This window comes from Prosthecobacter sp., from assembly GCF_044227185.1.
Taxonomy (GTDB): domain Bacteria; phylum Verrucomicrobiota; class Verrucomicrobiia; order Verrucomicrobiales; family Verrucomicrobiaceae; genus Prosthecobacter.
The window spans coordinates 460,766-479,042 of the sequence record NZ_JBGAFO010000007.1 but is presented as its reverse complement, the minus strand read 5'-3'; the positions used below and the strand labels follow the sequence as shown (position 1 = coordinate 479,042).

The 18,277-nt window shown below is 62.2% G+C and carries 16 protein-coding genes and 1 other RNA gene; 8 read left to right on the top strand and 9 right to left on the bottom strand.

Features of this window, described 5'->3' with window-relative positions; all coding sequences use genetic code 11:
• Positions 1 to 406 precede the first annotated feature (406 nt).
• From ACILSQ_RS18700 to ACILSQ_RS18690, 3 genes are all read right to left on the bottom strand, one after another.
• Positions 407 to 553 (bottom strand): hypothetical protein, encoded by a 147-nt coding sequence (locus ACILSQ_RS18700; protein ID WP_395745167.1) that lies wholly within the window; start codon positions 551 to 553, stop codon positions 407 to 409.
• 210 nt (positions 554 to 763) lie between these two features.
• Positions 764 to 1,150, bottom strand: coding sequence for a hypothetical protein (locus ACILSQ_RS18695; RefSeq protein WP_395745166.1), 387 nt, complete (start codon positions 1,148 to 1,150; stop codon positions 764 to 766).
• A 139-nt stretch (positions 1,151 to 1,289) separates the two neighbouring features.
• Entirely contained in the window at positions 1,290 to 3,410 is a 2,121-nt protein-coding gene (locus ACILSQ_RS18690; RefSeq protein WP_395745165.1) for a M3 family metallopeptidase, read from the bottom strand.
• Between the two features lie 144 nt (positions 3,411 to 3,554).
• Between ACILSQ_RS18690 and gcvT the strand changes: the two genes are divergently transcribed.
• The 6 genes from gcvT to ACILSQ_RS18660 all read left to right on the top strand — a co-directional run bounded on the left by gcvT (position 3,555) and on the right by ACILSQ_RS18660 (position 11,349).
• Complete coding sequence (gene gcvT / locus ACILSQ_RS18685) at positions 3,555 to 4,670, top strand: glycine cleavage system aminomethyltransferase GcvT (RefSeq protein WP_395745164.1); 1,116 nt, start codon at positions 3,555 to 3,557, stop codon at positions 4,668 to 4,670.
• Positions 4,671 to 4,696: 26 nt separating this feature from the next.
• Complete coding sequence (gene gcvH / locus ACILSQ_RS18680; RefSeq protein WP_395745163.1) at positions 4,697 to 5,077, top strand: glycine cleavage system protein GcvH; 381 nt, start codon at positions 4,697 to 4,699, stop codon at positions 5,075 to 5,077.
• Between the two features lie 90 nt (positions 5,078 to 5,167).
• Positions 5,168 to 5,992 (top strand): aspartyl/asparaginyl beta-hydroxylase domain-containing protein, encoded by an 825-nt coding sequence (locus ACILSQ_RS18675; protein WP_395745162.1) that lies wholly within the window; start codon positions 5,168 to 5,170, stop codon positions 5,990 to 5,992.
• A 54-nt stretch (positions 5,993 to 6,046) separates the two neighbouring features.
• Entirely contained in the window at positions 6,047 to 8,875 is a 2,829-nt protein-coding gene (gcvP, locus tag ACILSQ_RS18670) for an aminomethyl-transferring glycine dehydrogenase (protein ID WP_395745161.1), read from the top strand.
• 25 nt (positions 8,876 to 8,900) lie between these two features.
• Positions 8,901 to 10,433 (top strand): sulfatase, encoded by a 1,533-nt coding sequence (locus tag ACILSQ_RS18665; protein ID WP_395745160.1) that lies wholly within the window; start codon positions 8,901 to 8,903, stop codon positions 10,431 to 10,433.
• 457 nt (positions 10,434 to 10,890) lie between these two features.
• Positions 10,891 to 11,349 carry a DUF3828 domain-containing protein gene (locus tag ACILSQ_RS18660; protein ID WP_395745159.1) on the top strand — a complete coding sequence of 153 codons (459 nt, stop codon included), beginning with the start codon at positions 10,891 to 10,893 and terminating at the stop codon, positions 11,347 to 11,349.
• 83 nt (positions 11,350 to 11,432) lie between these two features.
• Here the strand turns inward: ACILSQ_RS18660 and ACILSQ_RS18655 are convergent, their stop codons facing one another.
• From ACILSQ_RS18655 to ACILSQ_RS18645, 3 genes are all read right to left on the bottom strand, one after another.
• Positions 11,433 to 11,675: a hypothetical protein gene (locus ACILSQ_RS18655; RefSeq protein ID WP_395745158.1), complete on the bottom strand. Its 243-nt coding sequence runs from the start codon at positions 11,673 to 11,675 to the stop codon at positions 11,433 to 11,435.
• Positions 11,672 to 12,088, bottom strand: coding sequence for a putative toxin-antitoxin system toxin component, PIN family (locus ACILSQ_RS18650; protein ID WP_395745157.1), 417 nt, complete (start codon positions 12,086 to 12,088; stop codon positions 11,672 to 11,674). Before ACILSQ_RS18650 ends, ACILSQ_RS18655 begins: the two co-directional genes overlap by 4 nt.
• 86 nt (positions 12,089 to 12,174) lie before the next feature.
• Complete coding sequence (locus ACILSQ_RS18645; RefSeq protein ID WP_395745156.1) at positions 12,175 to 12,651, bottom strand: hypothetical protein; 477 nt, start codon at positions 12,649 to 12,651, stop codon at positions 12,175 to 12,177.
• 110 nt (positions 12,652 to 12,761) lie between these two features.
• On the opposite strand from ACILSQ_RS18645, the gene rnpB reads away from it, so the two are divergent.
• Both rnpB and ACILSQ_RS18635 read left to right on the top strand, forming a co-directional pair.
• Positions 12,762 to 13,093: RNase P RNA component class A (gene rnpB, locus ACILSQ_RS18640), an RNA gene on the top strand.
• A gap of 251 nt (positions 13,094 to 13,344) precedes the next feature.
• Positions 13,345 to 15,204 carry a CocE/NonD family hydrolase gene (locus ACILSQ_RS18635; protein WP_395745155.1) on the top strand — a complete coding sequence of 620 codons (1,860 nt, stop codon included), beginning with the start codon at positions 13,345 to 13,347 and terminating at the stop codon, positions 15,202 to 15,204.
• A gap of 69 nt (positions 15,205 to 15,273) precedes the next feature.
• Here ACILSQ_RS18635 and ACILSQ_RS18630 read toward each other — a convergent pair whose 3' ends face one another.
• The 3 genes from ACILSQ_RS18630 to ACILSQ_RS18620 all read right to left on the bottom strand — a co-directional run bounded on the left by ACILSQ_RS18630 (position 15,274) and on the right by ACILSQ_RS18620 (position 18,228).
• Complete coding sequence (locus ACILSQ_RS18630) at positions 15,274 to 15,732, bottom strand: hypothetical protein (protein ID WP_395745154.1); 459 nt, start codon at positions 15,730 to 15,732, stop codon at positions 15,274 to 15,276.
• A gap of 12 nt (positions 15,733 to 15,744) precedes the next feature.
• Positions 15,745 to 16,164 carry a MotA/TolQ/ExbB proton channel family protein gene (locus ACILSQ_RS18625; protein ID WP_395745153.1) on the bottom strand — a complete coding sequence of 140 codons (420 nt, stop codon included), beginning with the start codon at positions 16,162 to 16,164 and terminating at the stop codon, positions 15,745 to 15,747.
• A 267-nt stretch (positions 16,165 to 16,431) separates the two neighbouring features.
• Positions 16,432 to 18,228, bottom strand: a complete 1,797-nt coding sequence (locus ACILSQ_RS18620; protein WP_395745152.1) for a DUF1549 and DUF1553 domain-containing protein — start codon at positions 18,226 to 18,228, stop codon at positions 16,432 to 16,434.
• Between the last annotated feature and the right edge of the window lie 49 nt (positions 18,229 to 18,277).

Sequence of the window (18,277 nt, the reverse complement as noted above, 5' to 3'; positions counted from 1 at the left end):
TGAGGTCCATGGTGGTTATAGAATGTACAATCGGCGCTGCGCGAAGGCGAAACACCCACTCATCGTTCACTCAACAAGCTTGCAGTTCAACGCTTTTCGCGCTGCCTTTCCTTAACTTAACGACATTGAATGAGGAATGAGGAATGCGGGTCGGAGGGGGGGCGTTGGTGCGTCGGTAAATCAGTAAATCAGTGAGTCAGTAAGTCAGTAAGTCAGTGAAACGGTGAACCAACGAATCCGTGCGGGAGTCGATGGATGCATCATGCGAATGGGCGCGAATATCCGCGAATTTTGGGAATGAAGGCTTTGGGTTTTGAGGGGTGATGGCACGAAACGGGGACTGTTTTTTGGCATAAAAAAGCCGCCACCCGGGGGCGGGTGGCGGCGTCGGCTTGAGCGGGGCGGATTACTTGCCCTTGCAGCAGTCCTTGGTGCAGGTCTTCGTCGCGGCCTTGCAGCAGGCGGCGCAGTTGGCGCACTTTTCAGCGGCGGAGGCGTTGACGGCGAAGGCGGCGACGGAGGCTGCGGCGATGAGGGTGAGGATGGATTTCATATTATTGGATGTGTTTGTGTTGTTGCTTTGCGGTGCCTGCTTTGAGGTGTCCGGCATGCGGCGCAGGCATGCGCGTGCCGGGGGTTGAACTGGCGGTGAGGCCAGACGGCCGGGCAGGCGGTCTGGAGTGGCGGCGCGATCGGTCGCTGGCCGCGAGAAGTTTGAGTCACTGCCCGGAGCGTCTGGCTTCCAGACGCGGGGTGCGTGGCTTCAAATGAGCATGGCGCAATGGCGCGCGTAGAGCGGCGGTGCGTGCAGGGGCGGCCCGTGATCGTGACGGGGCGCGGGTTTTTCGGAAAGGGACGAGGTGAGGACTTCCAGGGAGGAGATGATCCAGACGGGCTCGGCGAGGAGCTTCAAGGCGGGCGCGGGGGCCTTCACCAGCGTGGAGGCGACATCGCGTGAAGACTCGTGGCGGGCGCAGGGGCAGGTGGGGTCCTGAGAATGCGAGGGCGACTGATGGGAGGGGGCGTGCTGCTTCTTCTTCATGGCGCAGCAGCCAGCGACTTCCGCCCGCTGCGGAGCCGCGATGCAGCACCAGCACATCGGCAGGCCGATGCAGAGGGTGAGGATCAGGGCTGTGAGGCGGGTGAGCATTGCGTGTGATTAGACGCTAGTACGTTAGCATTTATTCCAGGGTTGCAAGCAATCGGTGTGCCGGGGTTGTGGCGGAGTGTGCGGAATGGGTCTGGAAGTTCCGGGGCAGGCGGGGGTAGGAGAACGCGGAGGGAGAGGGTTACGCCAGGCCGGCGCGGACGAGGAGGGCCATGGCGTCGGGGTCGCGGCCCATGAAGTTTTGGAAGAGTTTGGCGGGGTCTTCGGAATTGCCTTTGCTGAGGATGGTGTCGCGGTATTCGCGGCCGACGGCGGGATTGAGGACGCCTTCCTGCTGGAAGCGGGTGAAGGCGTCTGCATCCAGCACTTCGGCCCATTTGTAGCTGTAGTAGCCGGCGGCGTAACCGACGGGGCTGCTGAAGAGGTGGCCGAAACGGCGGGCCATGGTGGGCTGCTCGGTCTTGAGCTCCATGAGGTAGCCTTTGAGGAGGGAGCGGGCGAGCTTGTCGAGGTCCGCGCCTTCGTCGGTGGCGTGATGCATGTGGAGCTCGAGGTCGAGCTTGCCAAAGGCGAGCTGGCGCATGATGTCGCTGGCGCTGCGGTAGTTTTTGGCGGCGAGCATCTTCTTGAAGAGACGGGCGGGAATGGTCTCGCCGGTTTCGTAATGGCGGGCGAAGAGATCGAGGCTCTCGCGCTCCCAGCAGAAGTTTTCCATGAGCTGCGAGGGGAGCTCGACGAAGTCCCAGTAAACGCTCACGCCATTGAGAGAGGGGATTTCCACATTGCCGCAGAGCTGGTGCAGGAGGTGGCCGAACTCATGGAAGACGGTGGTGACTTCGTCATGGGTGAGCAGGGCGGGCTTGCCATCCACGGGAGGGGTCATGTTGCCGCAGATGAGGCCGAGGTGCAGGCGGCGGTCGCGTTCGCCGCTGGGGGGCACGCCCATCTTGAGGTAGTTCATCCAGGCACCGCCGCGCTTGGAGTCACGCGGGTGCCAGTCGGCGTAGAAGGAGCCGATATGGACGTCCTTCTCATTGCGCACTTCGTAGAATTTCACCTCGGGGTGCCAGACTTCCACAGGGCCGGATTTGCCGGGTCGGGTGCTGACATTGGCGGGGGCCTCCTTGCCGGGCTCCACATAGACGACCTCGCGGCTGACGATGCGGAGATCGAACACCTTTTCCGCTATCTGGAACATGCCGCTGAGCACCTTGTCGATGGGGAAGAAGGGGCGGAGCTCCTCCTCATCAAAGTCGTACTTGGATTTGCGCTGGCGCTCGCTCCAGAAGGCGACTTCCCAGGGCTGGAAGAGATCGACGGTCTGGTGGGCGTTGTCGGCGCGGAACTCCTGGAGCTCGATGGTCTCGCGCTGGAAGGCCTCGTGCACGCGCTCGTAGAGATCTGTGATGAAGCGGAAGGCGCTCTGGCCGTTCTTCGCCATGCGATGAGCGAGGACGTGGTCGGCGAAGTTGGCCTTGCCCATGATCTGCGCCTTTTCATGGCGCAGACGGAGAATCTTCCAGACGAGCTCGGTGTTGTCGTGCTCGCCACCGCGGCCGATGCTGCAGGAGCCCTCCCAGACCTGACGGCGGATGCCTTCGTCTTCGAGGTACTCCATGACGGGGATCATGGAAGGCGCCTTCAGAGTGAAGCGATAGACGGGCTTCTCCGGGGTGCCGAGGTTCTTGGCCAGAGCGTCCGCCCTGGCGGCGTCCACGGCGGTCTGGGGGAGACCTTTGAGGCGGGCGACGTCATCGATGATGAGCTCCCACTTGTTGGTGGAGTCGAGGACGTTTTCTGAATACTTCTGAGTGCTTTTGGAGAGCTCGGCCTCGATCTCTTCGACTCGTTTCTTTTTCTCCGGAGGGAGATCGGCGCCGGCCTCGATGAAGCCTTCCATCGCCTCGGTCAGGGCGCGCTTGCGCACGGGGGTGAGGTGCCTGGCCTCGTCGGTCTTGCTGTAGGTGACGAAGAGGTCCCAGAGATGCTCATTGAGGGGGATCTTGGCAAAGAAGGAGCTGACCTCCGGCAGCATCTTATTGTGCGCCTCGCGGAGGGCGGGGGAATTGCAGAGGGAGTCGAGATGGGTGACGAGGCCCCAGGCTTCATTGAGCTCGCGGGTGCATTCGTCCAGGCCTAAGACGACGGATTCAAAGTTCATCTTGCCGCGGTCCTGGTCGATGACCGCATCCAGATTTGCCTGGGCCTTTTCCAAGGCGGCGCGGATGTCGGCTTCGATGTGCTCGGGGGTGAGGGTGGACCAGCGGATGTGAAAGTCCTGGGAGAGAAAAGGTGCTGCCATGAGCGAGGGTTTTTTTGGCGGGCGGTGGGGGAGGCAAACTATGGAGCGAATGCGATGCGCTGCAAATGACATTGCCATCCTGATGTGTGCTCAAAATGCCGGGCGTATTGACAAAGGCCGCGTGCTTCACAACATGCGCGCACCGTGTCCGACCCCACCTCCCTCCGCCGCACTCCCCTGCACGCCGTGCATGTGGAAATGGGTGCGCGCATGGTGCCCTTTGCCGGATGGGACATGCCGGTGCAGTACACGGGGATCGTGGACGAACACAAGGCGGTACGCCAGAGCGTGGGCGTGTTTGACATCTCGCACATGGGGCAGTTCATCGTGAGCGGCCCGGGCGCGGAAGCCTTTCTCAACCGGACGCTGACGAACAACATCGCCAAGCTGCAGCCGGGGCAGGGGCAATACACGCTTCTCCTAAACGCGCGTGGCGGTGTGATTGACGACCTGATCGCGTATCGCACGAGCGAGCGGGAATTTTATCTGGTGGTGAACGCCTCGCGCATCGATGCGGACTGGGAGCACCTGGAGTCCCAGCTCACGAAGGATGATGATGTGATGATGGCGAATGCGAGCGACTTCACCGCCGGTCTGGCCATCCAGGGACCGAAGGCGCGTGAAGTGGCGGCGGCAGTGTTTGGTGATGCGAAGTCCTTTCCTGAGCACAACACCATCCTCGTCACCATGACGGAGAACGGGCCGATGTGGCTGTGCGGCACGGGCTACACCGGCGAGGAAGGCTTTGAATTTTTCATGCCGATCGAGACCGCGGAAGCGTGGTTTCGCAAGATCGTGGATGCGGTGAAGGCGGCAGGCGGCATGGCCTGCGGTCTCGGCGCGCGTGACACGCTGCGTCTGGAGATGGGCTATCCGCTCAATGGCAACGATCTCTCTGAAGAGCGCACGCCGCTGCAGGCGGGACTGGGCTTCTTTGTGGATCTGGACAAAGGCGACTTCACCGGGCGCGAGGCGCTGGTGGCGCAGAAGGCCGCCGGGCTGCCTGACAAGCTGGCCGCCTTCCGCATGACTGGTGCCGCGCCGCCGCCGCGGCCGCATTATCCGGTGGCTTCCGGTGGAGAGATCGTGGGCGAGGTGTGCAGCGGCACGCAGTCTCCCAGCCTGGGCGCGGGCATCGGCATGGCCTATGTGCCGCTGAGCGCCGCGGCGATCGGCAGCACGCTGGAAATCGAAATCCGCGGGCGGCGATTCCCGGCGGAAGTGGTGAAGAAGCCGTTTTATCGCAAGCCGTCCGTTTAGTTTTTCCACCTCACCCACTCTCTCCCATGAGCAACGTCCCCGAAAACCTCCGCTACCGCGAATCCCACGAATGGATCGACCCCACGCAAAGCCCGTCTCCGGTCGGCATCACGGATCATGCGCAGGCAGAGCTTACGGATGTGGTCTTTGTGGATCCTCCCAAGGTGGGCACGCAGGTGAGCGCCGGGCAGCAGGTGTGCGTGATCGAGTCTGTGAAGGCAGCGAGCGACATCTATGCGCCGGTGGCGGGGGAGATCGTGGCGGTGAATGACGCGCTGTCCGGCGATCCGGGCCTGCTGAACCGCGAGCCCTACACGGGCGGGTGGATTTTCAAAATCAAGACCGCGAACGCTGCGGAGCTGGTCTCCCTGATGGACGCCGCCGCCTACAGCAAACACATCGCCTAAGCCGCCAAAATCCGAGCGGCTTTTCTCCGATTTTTCGGCTGCATTGAGTGACAAATTCGTTACTCATGACCGACTGGATCTCCCGCCCCCATGTCTTCTGAAGCATCTGCCACTGCCGCCACCGTTCCCGCCGGCTTTCAGCTCAAGCCGATCGACGCCTACCACCGCCGCCACCGGACCTTTCCGGCGAAGGGGCTGATGGAACGCATCACCAACAAGCTGCAGGACATGGTGGAGGCGGTGATTGCGCACTGCTCCGTGCAGGGAGACCCGCCGATCTATGACTCGCGGCATTTTCCGTGGGTGAAGGACATCGAGGCGGACTGGACGAAGGTGCGGGCGGAGCTGGACTCGATCATGAAATACCGCGATGCGATGCCGAGCTTTCAGGACATTGTGAAGGAGGTGGGGATGATCCAGGGTGATGACCAGTGGAAGACTTTCTTCCTGAAGGGCGTGGGAATGGACTGCGAGGAAAACGCGCGCCACTGCCCGGAGACGATGAAGGTGCTGGCGAAGATCCCGGGCTGCACCACAGGCTTCTTCTCGATTCTCTCGCCGCGGAAGCACATTCCGCATCATCGCGGGCCGTGGGCCGGGGTGCTGCGCATGCACCTGGGGCTGATGGTGCCGGAGCCGCGCCATGAGTGCCGCATCCGCATCGCGGACCAGGTTTACTCGTGGCAGGAGGGCAAGGCGGTGATCTTTGACGACACGTACAACCACGAGGTGTGGAATGACACGGACGGGTACCGCGTGGTGCTGTTTGTGGATTTTGAGCGCCCGCTGAGCGCGCCCTTCAACCACCTGAACCACTGGATCCTGAACCTGGCGGCGCTGGCGCCGTTTTTGCGAGAGGCGAAGGGCAAGCAGAAGGACTCGGAGAAAAAATTCTGGGCACTGTTTGGCAAGTGACAGGGGCGCGAGGCTTGGTACGGTGGCGGTGTCATCCACACTGCTCCGATCTCGATGCCCACGAATTTTTCCCGCCGTCACATTGGTCCCTCCGCCGCCGAGGCGGAGAGCATGCTGCAAACGCTTGGTTTCAAAACGCTCGATGATTTGATTGATCAGGTGGTGCCGGAGGGCATCCGGGTGCGGGAGCCGCTGAATCTGGCGCCACCGCTGAGCGAGGAGCAGGCGCTGCGGCGCATGCGGCAGATCATGGGGCTGAACAAGGTGATGAGGTCCTTCATCGGGCTGGGATTTCACGACACCTTCACGCCGCCGGTGATTCAACGGAACATTTTGGAAAACCCGGGGTGGTACACGGCCTACACGCCGTATCAGGCGGAGATTGCGCAGGGACGTCTGGAGGCGCTGATCAACTTTCAGACGATGATCCGCGACCTGACGGCGCTGGACGTGGCGAATGCCTCGCTGCTGGATGAAGGCACCGCGTGTGCGGAGGCGCTGGGGCTGGCGGTGGCGCAGGTGGCGGGAGCCTCGCGCGTGTTTGTTTCAGACCAGTGCCATCCGCACAACATCGAGGTGGTGCGCACGCGCATGGATGCGCTGGGCATCCGCGTGGAGGTGGGGGATGTGCTGAAGTGGAAGCATGACGGGACCAAGGGCCTCGCCGCGGTGCTGGTGCAGTATCCGGACACGCAGGGCATCATCCATGACTTTGCGGAGCTGGCGAAGGAGACGCATGAGGCGGGCGCATTGCTGGTGGTCAGCGCGGACTTGCTCTCTCTGACTGTGCTGCGGCCACCGGGGGAATTTGGCGCGGACATCTGCGTGGGGAACAGCCAGCGCTTTGGCGTGCCGCTGGGTTTTGGCGGGCCGCATGCGGCCTTCATGGCGGTGAAGGATGCGCTGAAGCGCCGCCTGCCGGGACGTTTGATCGGTGTTTCCAAGGATGCCTCGGGCAGGCCGGCGTACCGGCTTTCGCTGCAGACGCGTGAGCAGCACATCCGCCGTGAGAAAGCGACGAGCAACATCTGCACGGCGCAGGTGCTGCTGGCGGTGATGGCCTCCATGTACGCCGTGTATCACGGACCGGAGGGACTCAAGACCATCGCGCATCGGGTGCATGGCGCGGCGGTGTGGCTGGCGGGCGAGCTGTTGCGGGCGGGGCTGGACGTGCTGAGCGACGACTTTTTTGACACGATCAGCGTGCGGGTGCCGAATGCGGACGATCTGCTGAAGCGGGCGCTGATTTACGGCATCAATCTGCGGAAGATCGATGCGAACACGGTGAGTGTGGCGCTGGACGAACGCGTGCGCCGCGAGGAACTGCTGAATCTGGCCACGGCCTTTGGCATTTCCAAGGTGCAGCAGAAGCCAGTGATGGATGAAACCCAGCCGCTGCACTGCTCCGCGCGGCATCACCGCACGTCCGCCTTTCTCACGCATCCGGTGTTCAACTCCTACCACTCCGAGACGGAGATGATGCGGTATCTGCACCGGCTGGAAGCGAAGGACATCGCGCTGAACCGCAGCATGATTCCGCTGGGCTCCTGCACGATGAAGCTGAACGCCGCGGCGGAGATGATGCCGCTGAGCTGGCCGGAGGTGAACAACCTGCATCCGTTTGCGCCGCAGGATCAGACGGAGGGGTACCGCTCGATGTTTGGAGATCTGGAGGCCTGGCTGGCGGAGTGCACGGGATTTGACGCCGTTTCACTGCAGCCGAATGCGGGGTCTCAAGGCGAGTATGCGGGGCTGCTGGCGATCAAACGCTTCCACGCGGCGCGCGGGGAAGATCACCGCGATGTGTGCCTCATTCCGACTTCGGCGCACGGCACGAATCCGGCGAGCGCGGTGATGTGCGGATTTAAAGTGGTGCCGGTGACGTGTGACAACCAGGGGAACATCGCCGTGGATGATCTGAAGGCGAAGCTGGAGACGCACAAGGACAAGGTGGCCGCGCTGATGGTGACGTATCCCTCCACGCACGGGGTGTTTGAGGAGTCGATCGTGGAAATCTGCCGCGCGGTGCATGACTGCGGCGGGCAGGTGTACATGGACGGCGCGAACATGAACGCGCAGGTGGGGCTGACCTCGCCGGGGCGCATCGGGGCGGATGTGTGCCATTTGAATCTGCACAAGACCTTCTGCATTCCGCATGGCGGCGGCGGGCCGGGCGTGGGGCCCATCGCGGTGGCGGCGCATCTGCGGCCGCATCTGCCGGGGCACCACACGTGGCGGCCGGACCGGCGCGAGGGGGCGGTGTGCTCCGCGCCATGGGGCAGCGCGAGCATCTGCACGATCTCGTGGATGTACATCGCCATGATGGGGCCGCGGCTGGTGGATGCGACCAAGTACGCGATTCTCAACGCCAACTACGTGGCGAAAAAACTGGAGGGGAATTTCCCCACGCTGTACAAAGGCTCGAAAGGCCTGGTGGCGCACGAGTGCATCCTGGACTTCAGCCATTTCCACAAGGTGACCGTGGAGGATGTGGCGAAGCGGCTGATGGACTTCGGCTACCATGCGCCGACGATGAGCTGGCCGGTGGCAGGAACACTGATGATCGAGCCGACGGAGAGCGAGAGCCAGGCGGAGATGGACCGCTTCTGCGAGGCGATGCAGTGCATCCACGCGGAGATGGTGGGCGTGGAAAGCAGCCAGTATCACCCGACGGACAACACGCTGAAGCAGGCGCCGCACACGGCGGCCTTTGTGATGAAGAGCGAGTGGCCGCATGCCTACACGCGCGAGGTGGCGGCCTTCCCGCTGCCGTGGGTGCAGGAGAGCAAGTACTGGCCCCCGGTGTCTCGCATCGACAACGTGTATGGCGACCGCCATCTGGTGTGCACCTGCGTGAGCGTGGAAGAAGCGGCTGCAAGTTGAGGAACTCTGCGGCGTTTCAGCGCGCATGAGATTGCTCCTGACCGCCGTCCTTGCCGCGCTTGCCCTCGTCTCCAGCCTTCGGGCTGCGGAGGCACCGCGCCCGAACATCCTCTTCATCATCTTTGACGACTGGGGCTGGCAGCATGCGGGCGCGTATGGCTGCGACTGGGTGAAGACGCCGAATTTTGACCGTGTGGCGAAGGAGGGTGTGCTGTTTAAAAACGCCTTCACCTCCAACCCGAAGTGCAGCCCGTGCCGGGCCACCATCCTGACGGGGCGGAACACCTGGCAGCTCGAAGAAGCGGTGTGCCATGGGGGCATCTTCCCGCCGAAGTTTGCGGTGTATCCTGATCTCCTGGAAAAGGGCGGCTACAATGTAGGGCTGACCGGCAAGGGATGGGGGCCGGGGGAGTTCAAGCTGGAAGGGCGCACGCGGAATCCCGCCGGGCCGGCGTTTGATGAGTTCTCGCAGAAGCCGCCGACGAAGGGGATCGCCACGACGGACTACCCGCGCAACTTTGAAGCTTTTCTGGGGCAGAGGGACAAGGCGCAGCCGTTTTGTTTCTGGATGGGCTTCAAGGAGCCGCATCGTGGTTATGAACTGGACAGCGGTGTGCGGCTGGGCAAAAAGCTCGATGATGTGAAGGTGCCGGGCTACCTGCCGGACAATGCGACGGTGCGGGGGGATCTGGCGGATTATGCGATCGAGGTGGAGTGGGGCGACAAGCAGATCGGGCAGACGCTGGACCTGCTGGAGAAGTCCGGCCTGCTGGAGGACACGCTGATCATCGTGACTTCGGATCATGGGATGCCGTTTCCGCGGGTGAAGGGGCAGATTTACGAGGACGGGTATCATCTGCCGCTGGCGATGCGCTGGGGGAAGGGGATCAAGCCGGGGCGTGTGGTGGAGGATTTTATCAATGTGCGTGACCTGGCGCCGACCTATCTGGAGCTCGCGGGCCTGCCGAAGCATGAGCAGATGAGCGGCAGCAGCCTGGCGCGCATTTTGCGCAGCGAGAAGAGCGGCTTTGTGGAAGACCGGAAGATCATGCTGACTGGCAAGGAGCGGCATGACCTGGGGCGGCCGAATGACTGGGGCTACCCGGTGCGCGCCATCCGCACGACGGAGTTTTTCTACAGCCACAATTACCACCCGGAGCGCTGGCCGGCCTGCAATCCGGAAACGGGCTATGGCAACTGCGACGACGGCCCGACGAAATCGTGGATCGTGGACAACAAGGGGTTCTTTTATGATCTGGCCTTCAACTACCGGCCGGAGGAGGAGCTGTACGACATCGCCAAAGATCCCGAGTGCCTGAAGAACCTGGCGAAGGAGCCGCAGTATGCCGCGAAGAAGCAGGAGCTGCGGACGAAGCTGGAGGCCATTCTCAAGGAGGAGAAGGATCCGCGTGTGCTGGGCAATGAGGCGATCTTTGACACCTACCAGTACGTGGGCAACCACAGCAAGAAGGGGTATGCGGAGTGGGAGGCGCGGCAGAGGGGCGTGCCGCTGCCGGAAGCGCCCAAGAAAAAGGGCAAGAAGGATGCGGATGAGTGATGGCGGGCGCAGTTGGAAAGAGGTGTGGATGGCTGCCCGCCGTGAAGGGGAGGCGTCATGCGCTCCGCACGGAAACGCGCGTGACACAGTGGGCGTGGGTGATGGCGACACCGTGCGCGGCGAGATGGCGGGTGAACGCTGCTGGTGAATGCGGCGTGCGAAGAACGCGCTGGCTTTGCTTCCCAGATGAGATGTGGCCATTACCAGGGTAGCCTCGCTGAGGTTCGGCAACCCTTCGCTGTGATGCGGAAGGCCGTTGGCCTTCAAGGCAGAGAGATCAAGCCATGGCGCACAGGCTCCGTCCTATGAGGGCCTTCAAACAAGGCTTCGGTTGTGATTTCCGGCAGCGGGCTGTTTCCAGGCGAAAAACAAATCTGCTTTCAATCAATCGTGCTGTGGAATTCAAGGCTGGACTCGACTTTGGCACCGTTGCGGCGATAAGAGCTGCATGCGCTTTGTGACTCTTTTTCTGCTTCTTGCCGCCGGTGTTTTGAATTTGAATGCTGCTGACAAAGCGGCTGCTGCGCCGGATGCGCTCGTCGCGGAGCTGTACAAGGCGGAGAAGAAAAAGGCCTCGCCGTTTTTTCAGGACAAGAACCGCGCGCTGGTGGACCACTACTTCACGAAGGAGCTGGGAGATCTCCTGTGGAAGGATGCCAAGGATTCCAAGGGCGAGGTGGGCGCGATCGATGGTGATCCGCTGTACGACGCGCAGGACATGGAGATCAAGGACTTCGTGATCCATCCCGCGAAGGTGGAGGACGGAAAGGGCACGGTGCTGGTGACGTTCACGAACTTCAATGAGAAGAAGCGCATCACCTTCCACTGCGTGAAGAAGGAGGGTGCGTGGAAGATCAGTGACATTCAGTACGCGGAGTGGGCGCTGCTGAAGGTGCTGAAGGACAGCCTCAAGTAGCCCACGTGACGTGGGCATGCGCTTTCGCGGCTGCGCAGCCTGCTTCGAGTGCGAACGTCCCGCGTGCAGAGCTTGATGCCGCTCTAATGGGCAAGCTGATCGTTCTCATCCGGGGCCGCTTTGGGGGCAGAGCGCAAGATCTCCAGCATCGTCATGGCGCTGCCCTTGCTGGCCCGGTTGCGAACGTATGAATCGGCATCTGCAACGGCCACTCGTTGAGTGAGGACGGCAGTCACGAAAGCCTCCACCGGCACGCCGTCCTCTTGCGCGAGAGATTCGACTCTCCGCCTGATCGAATCGGGAATGGAAATGCTCAAGGTGCTCATGGCGGGGGTAGAATACTCACGAACTGGGCCGGTGTCACGATGGAAATCCCAAAGGGCTCGGCAGCTCGGAAGTCGGCCACATTGTGGGTGATGATGTGAGTCGCCCCTGCGGCGAGGGCGCATTCAAAAACGAGATCGTCACCGGGGTCAGTCAAAAAAGGCCGCCAGCGGAAGTATATGAAAGCCTCGCGAGCCACCGCGCAGTAAGAGTCCAGGAAAGCTGCGATCGTCTGCGGCGTATAGCCCGGCAGCAGCCCTGGCCGGTTGAGGACATCGTCATACTCAAGACAAAGCGCTGTTGAAACAGTGACACGGAAATCTCCGAGCGCGGCACGCTGGAGAAGAGCGTTGGACGCCCCTAAAACGGAACGCAATCCTGAGACAAGCACGTTGGTGTCGATGACCACAAGCATCGCTCAGTAACGATGCTTCCCAAGCAGCGTCAAGGTTGCAAAGTGCCGGGATAGTTACGCCACGCAATTGCTTCTTTGCGCCTCTTCTACTTTGATTGTTCCGGGGGCTTGCGGAACTTGCTGCCGCCTTCGGAATTGGTGTCGCCCTTGCCGGGGCTGGTGCCTGGAATGGGGGCGCCACCGGCCTTGCCCCGGCGCTCCTGCATGGCCTTCATGGCGGCGGCTTTTTCATCGGGGTCGAGGGTGCCGTTTTTGTTGGCGTCGAATTTTTGGAGGAGCATTGCCTGCATCGGGCCTTTGCCGGGGGCTGCGCCTTTGGCACCTGGTGCGCCGCCTTTTGGGCTGCCGCCCTTGCGTTCCTGCATGGCTTTCATGGCGGCGGCTTTTTCATCGGGGTCCAGGGTGCCGTTTTTGTTAGCGTCGAATTTCTGCAGGATCATCTCCTGCACCTTTCCACGGCCTTGTCCTGCGCCCGTGGCTCCGGGGCGCTTGGGGGCGTCTTCGGCGTGAGTCAGCGAGAAACTGACGGTGAGGGCGAGGAGGAGGGAGGGCAGAATTTTCATGACAGCGGCGGGTGCAGAGTGGTGAAACACTGGGGCCGGGAGGAAGTTTCGCGGCTTCTTCTGTGCAGGCCCGGGCTTGCCCTTTTCACCAGAGCCTCTACTCTGGCGGCGGGTCGGCCGGAGTGATCGCTGGTGTTTTGCCGCAAGGCAGGGCGCTGGAGGAAAGTCCGGACACCACAGGGCAGCATGCCACGTGAAAGCGTGGGGGCTGCGGTGCAAGCCGCGGTCACAGACAGTGTCACAGAAAACAAACCGCCTGCGCGAAAGCGCAGGCAAGGGTGAAACGGCGGGGTAAGAGCCCACCGCCCCAACCGCGAGGAAGGGGGCACGACAAACCTCATGCGGTGCAAGACAGAACAGGAGAAACGGCCCGCCTGGCCGCAAGTCCCGCAAGGGATGGATAGCTCCGGGTAAAATCCGGCTTATGAGGGCCGATCCACATGAGGGCGCCGGGAGAGATCCCGGCGCCTTCGCCTTTTGAGGGGGAGACGGGGCGCAGAATGATTCCGTAGCAGGTGTGTGCATGAGCGGGGGATTTTTTCTTTGCACCGCTTTCCGCGGACTCGCGGGCTCTGAGAGGATGCGGGGTGCTGCGGGCTCGGAGGCCCGCGGTCCAAGGAGGGCTTGTCTCCTGCCATTCATTCTTGTCATATCACTGTCTCTGCCAGATCACTTACAGGGACACTGCTTTTCATGAAACTCACCCTTCCTTTCCTTTTCGCCGCTTCGTTGTCGCTGGTCTTATGTCCTGCGTGGGCGGATGAGGCGCTGGCGGAAAAGCTGCGGGCGCTGTTTGCGAGGGTGGATGGGGACCACAGTGGCGTGCTTTCGACGGCGGAGCAGGTGCAGGCCCTGGAGTTTGTGAAGAAGACGTATGGCGACCACTGGGCGCGGCAGGTGCAGGGGCTGCTGGCCCGGGCGGCTGCGACGGACAAATCCGTGGCCTCCGAAAGCTGGGCGAAGCAAGTGGCGGACTACACGAAGCCGCTGGAGAAGCAGACCGAGAAGATCGCCATGCGGGACGGCATCAAGCTGGCGACGGACATCTATCTGCCGCGTGGTGCGGGGCCTTTTCCCGTGATTCTGGCGCGCACGCCCTACAGCCGCGTGAAGCACAATGGTGGTGCGGGCGACTTTGCGGCCAACGGCTATGTCTTCATCAATCAAGACATGCGCGGACGCTTTGAGTCCGAGGGGGAGAACCTGCCCTTCATCGGCTGCGGCTGGGGGGAGCATCAGGATGGGGTGGACACGGTGGAATGGATCAAAAAGCAGCCGTGGTGCAATGGGAGCATCGCGACGATCGGCGGGTCGGCGGGCGGCATCACGCAAAACCTGCTGGCGGGCGCGGCTCCGGGTGCGCTGAAGGCGCAGTACATCAGCGTGGCGCCGGCGGACATGTATTCAGACGTGAGCTACATCGGCAGCGCCTTCCGCAAGGCGGATGTGGAAAACTGGACCCGCAGCAACAAGTATGACCCGCGCGCGCTCGAAATCCATCGCGCCCATCCCTCCTATGATGAGTACTGGCGCGCGAATGACACGAACACCCGGTTTGCTCAGATGGATGTGCCCGCGGTGAACATCGGCGGCTGGTTTGACATGTTTGCGCAGGGAACGATCGACCAGTTTGTGGGGCGGCAGCAAATGGGGGCGCCGGGTTCGAAGGGCACGCAGAAGCTCATCATGGGGCCGTGGCATCACGGCATCGGCCAGATGCCCGCGGGTCAGCTCACCTTTCCCAATGCGAAACCGCCGCAGCAGTACAATGCAGGGCGGTGGTTTGAGCACTACCTCAAAGGCAGCGACAATGGCGTCGAGAAAGAACCCGCCGTGGCCTATTATGTGATGGGAGACACCAGCATGGCTGGCGCCCCGGGCAATGAGTGGCGCTACGCTGATGCGTGGCCCATTCCGGCGAAGGAGACGCCTGTGTATTTCAGTGGGGACAAACGGCTGGTGCTGGAAGCTCCCGCATCAGGAGCGGCGCACCACGAGTTCACCTTTGATCCCACCCGCCCATGCCCCACGCTGGGCGGCACGAATCTCACCATCGAGCGCGGACCGATGGATCAGCGCAAGGTGGAGGGGCGCGAGGATGCGGTGGTCTTTACCAGCGAGGCGCTGGACAAGCCGGTGGAGGTGACCGGGCGTCTGTGGGCCAAGATTTTTGTCTCCAGCAGCGCGGCGGACACGGACCTCTCCGTGCGCATCTGTGATGTGTATCCGGATGGGCGCAGCATGCTGATGGCGGAGGGGATTCAACGGCTGCGCTACCGCAAATCGCGCGAGAAGCCGGAACTGCTGAAGCCAGGGCAGATCGAGGAAGTGACGGTGGACTGCTGGTCCACGAGCCTGATCTTTAATGCCGGACACCGTGTGCGGGTGATGATCACCTCCAGCAATTTTCCGCGCTTTGACGTGAACCCCGGGACAGGGAGGGCGTGGAGTGATGAGGGAGAGAAGGTGAAGCAGACGAACCGGGTCTATTGCGATGCGGAGCATCCGTCGCGGTTGATTGTGCCGGTGGTGAAGGGTGTGGAGGCGCAGTAAGGAGGGGCGGGCGCCTCTTCCCTGCGGCGACTGTTCGCGCGGGGCGGGGGTCAAGCGTGCCGCAGGGGCTCAAGCGTCAAGCTTGTAGCAGTCGGGCAGCCGGCGCGCTGCGACGGCTGCGCGCTGGAACTCCTCTTTCTTCACAGAGGCGAAGCCGACAAAGAAAATGCCGAAACAGAAATGCAGGGCGAAACTGAAGCTGGTGAAGAAGAGCAGGCACCCATTGATGGCAATCATGAGGAGGCCGTACAAGCAGACGAAATAGAACATCCAGCCCGCACGATAGCGGTAAAAGGTGATGGAAACGGTGATCTGCGCAAGGCCGGCGAGGCTGAGGGCTTTCGCAGACAGTGCATACTGAAGCATGTCGCCAATGATCTGGCTGACCTCCTCTGCATTCTCTGTTCCACGAATGGCTCTGGATGCGTTTGCGAGCCCGACGACAGCTACTGCTAGGGCAATTGGCTGCATCCAAGCCCCCAGTTTGCCGAGCAAGGCTCCAACTGTTGATGATGAGCTTTTGTCCATCTCCCCCTTTGTTCAGGCTGCGATGGCGGATGCTGACGGTCTGAGAAACTCATCCTTCTTCAGCAGGCCGTAGATCAGGAAGAACAGGCCGAAGGGGAAGAAGTAGGTGGGGGTCATGAGGCCGCCGTAGATGCAGAGGAACCAGAACAGCCACACGGCGCGGTAACGGCAGACGACGATGGAGATGAGGATGAGGAGAATGCCGATGAGAGAGATGCAGATGCCGGTGAAGGCGCTTTTGAGAACTTCGCCGATGGCCATCCTCAGACGGCCGGGGTCTTCGGAAGGAGTGGAGGAGCTCATCGCCTCAAAGGCTTTCATGATGCCCTTCACGGTGCCGGCAAAGCCGATGAACTGCGCGAGCTGCAGCCAGGCGCCGAGCCTGGCGATGAAGGCGCCGCTGATGGAGGTGGAGGGCAGGGTGGGGGGCATGGTGGACGGCGGGCATGTTATTATCGCACAGGCTCAGAACGCAAGCGGGCAGAGGAGCGCGGGCTTCCAGGGACGATGATTCTGCGATGGCAACGCGTCCCGGTTATTCATAGGCCGCCATTGAGTTTGCGGGAGCGAATGCCAAAGGGCTTGCCATGCCGAATGCACACTACTCACGAACTGCGTGGACGACCTGCTGCGGGCTCGGAGGCCCGCGCTCCTGGTGCCTTATGGCATGCGGAACGCGAGGTGGGTTTTCACGCTGGATCAATCTACGTAAACAAACTCGTTTGAGTTTAGGAGGGCGAGGCAGTAGTCGGCGAGGGCTTCGTGGAAACTGGGAGTCAGGGCGGTTTGCTTTTGCAGGAACTTTTGGCCAGCCTCGATTTCCTGCGGGGTGGGATGACGCGAGAGGCAGCGGAGGGTGGCGGCGGTGATGAGGGCGGGGGCGTCGGAGCCATGCTGCTCATTCAACTGGGTGGCGATCTTTGCGGCGATGCCGTGGGCGAAGTCGCCATTGAGCAGCATGAGGGCCTGGGGAGCGGTGGTGGAGGCGTTGCGGCGGGCGCAACTCATCTGGGCATCGGGACGGTCGAAGAGTTCGAAGAGCGGGTTGCGCAGATTGCGCCGGGCAAAGGTGTAGATGCTGCGGCGGGTGTGCTCGCTAGTGTCCTTGGTGATTTCGTTCTGAGTCTTGAGGAGGGTGCTGCTGATCTCCTTTGGCAGCGGCAGCTTCACGCCGGGGCCGCCGGTTTTGAGATTGAGCTGGCCGCTGACGCTGAGCATGGCATCGCGCAGCATTTCACCGGTGAGGCGTTTCGGGGTTTGCGTTTGTTGTAGGGCGTTCAGGCTGCGCTGGGCTTCCGGACGGCCTGAAGGCCGAACTACGAACACAGACTGCCGGTAGGTCTGCGACATGACGATGACTTTGTGCAGGCGCTTGAGGCTCCAGTTTTGGCGTGGCAGCTCGGCGGCCAGCCAGTCGAGAAGCGCGGGGTTGGTGGGCGCTTCGCCCTGGTGGCCGAGGTCGGCGGGCACGGCGGCGAGGGGCCTGCCGAAGTGCTGCTGCCAGAGGCGGTTTGCGGTGGTGCGGAGGAAGAGGGCGTTGTCCTTGCTGGCCAGCCATCGCGCCAGCATGGTGCGGTCAGCCTTTGCGGGCGTGTCACCAAAGACGCGCGGGATCGCCGGCTGGATTTCAGGGCCGGGGCGTTTGAAGTCTCCGCGCACAAAGACGGTGCTGGCGGGGATGCCTTCGGTGTAGATGCGCACGGCGGGGCCGAGCGGCTTGCTGTTCTTGGTCAGGACGGTGTTGTCAAAGAAGGCGCGCAGGCGGTAGAAGTCGGCCTGGCTGATGGGATCGTAGGGATGATCGTGGCACTGCGCGCAGCCGACGGTGAGACCGAGGCCGACGGCGCCCACGGTGCTGGCGATGTCATTGAGCAGGACGTGGCGGCGCTCGTTCTGATTGTTGAGGTCCGGCATGTCCGGGCAGGAGAAGAGGAAGCCGGTGGCGGTTTCGTCTTCCATCAAATCCCCGGCGATCTGGTGCTGCACGAAGGCATCGAAAGGCATGTCGCGGTTCAGCGCGTCGATGACCCAGTCGCGGTACTGCCAGGCATGCTTGCGCTCGGCGTCGTATTCAAAGCCGTCGGTGTCTGCATAGCGCGCGAGGTCGAGCCACCACTGGGCCCAGTGTTCGCCGTAGCGGGGGGAGGCGAGGAGGCGGTCCACTAGATGCTCGATGCTAGATGCTGGATCCTGGATGCATGCTTTCGAAAAGGCTTCGACTTCTGCGGGAGTGGGCGGGAGGCCGGTGAGATCGAAGGTGAGGCGGCGGATGAGGGTGGCGGGATCTGCGGGAGCGGAGGCGGGTTTGGCGAGGTCGTCGATGCCCGTTTTTTCGGGAGTGGGCTGGAGAGGCTTGAAGGCCCAGTGGTCTTTGTCCTCCGCCTTGATGGGGCGCTCGTCTTTAACGGGATCAGCGGAGGCGCGGATGGAGACGGCGTGGGCGTTGAGCGCTGAGAGACAGAGGCACAGGGCGAGGAGGAGACCCTGGGGACGCATGAATTTGCCGCAGAGGGGCAAAGGAGCAGAGGTGGCAGAGGTTTGATTT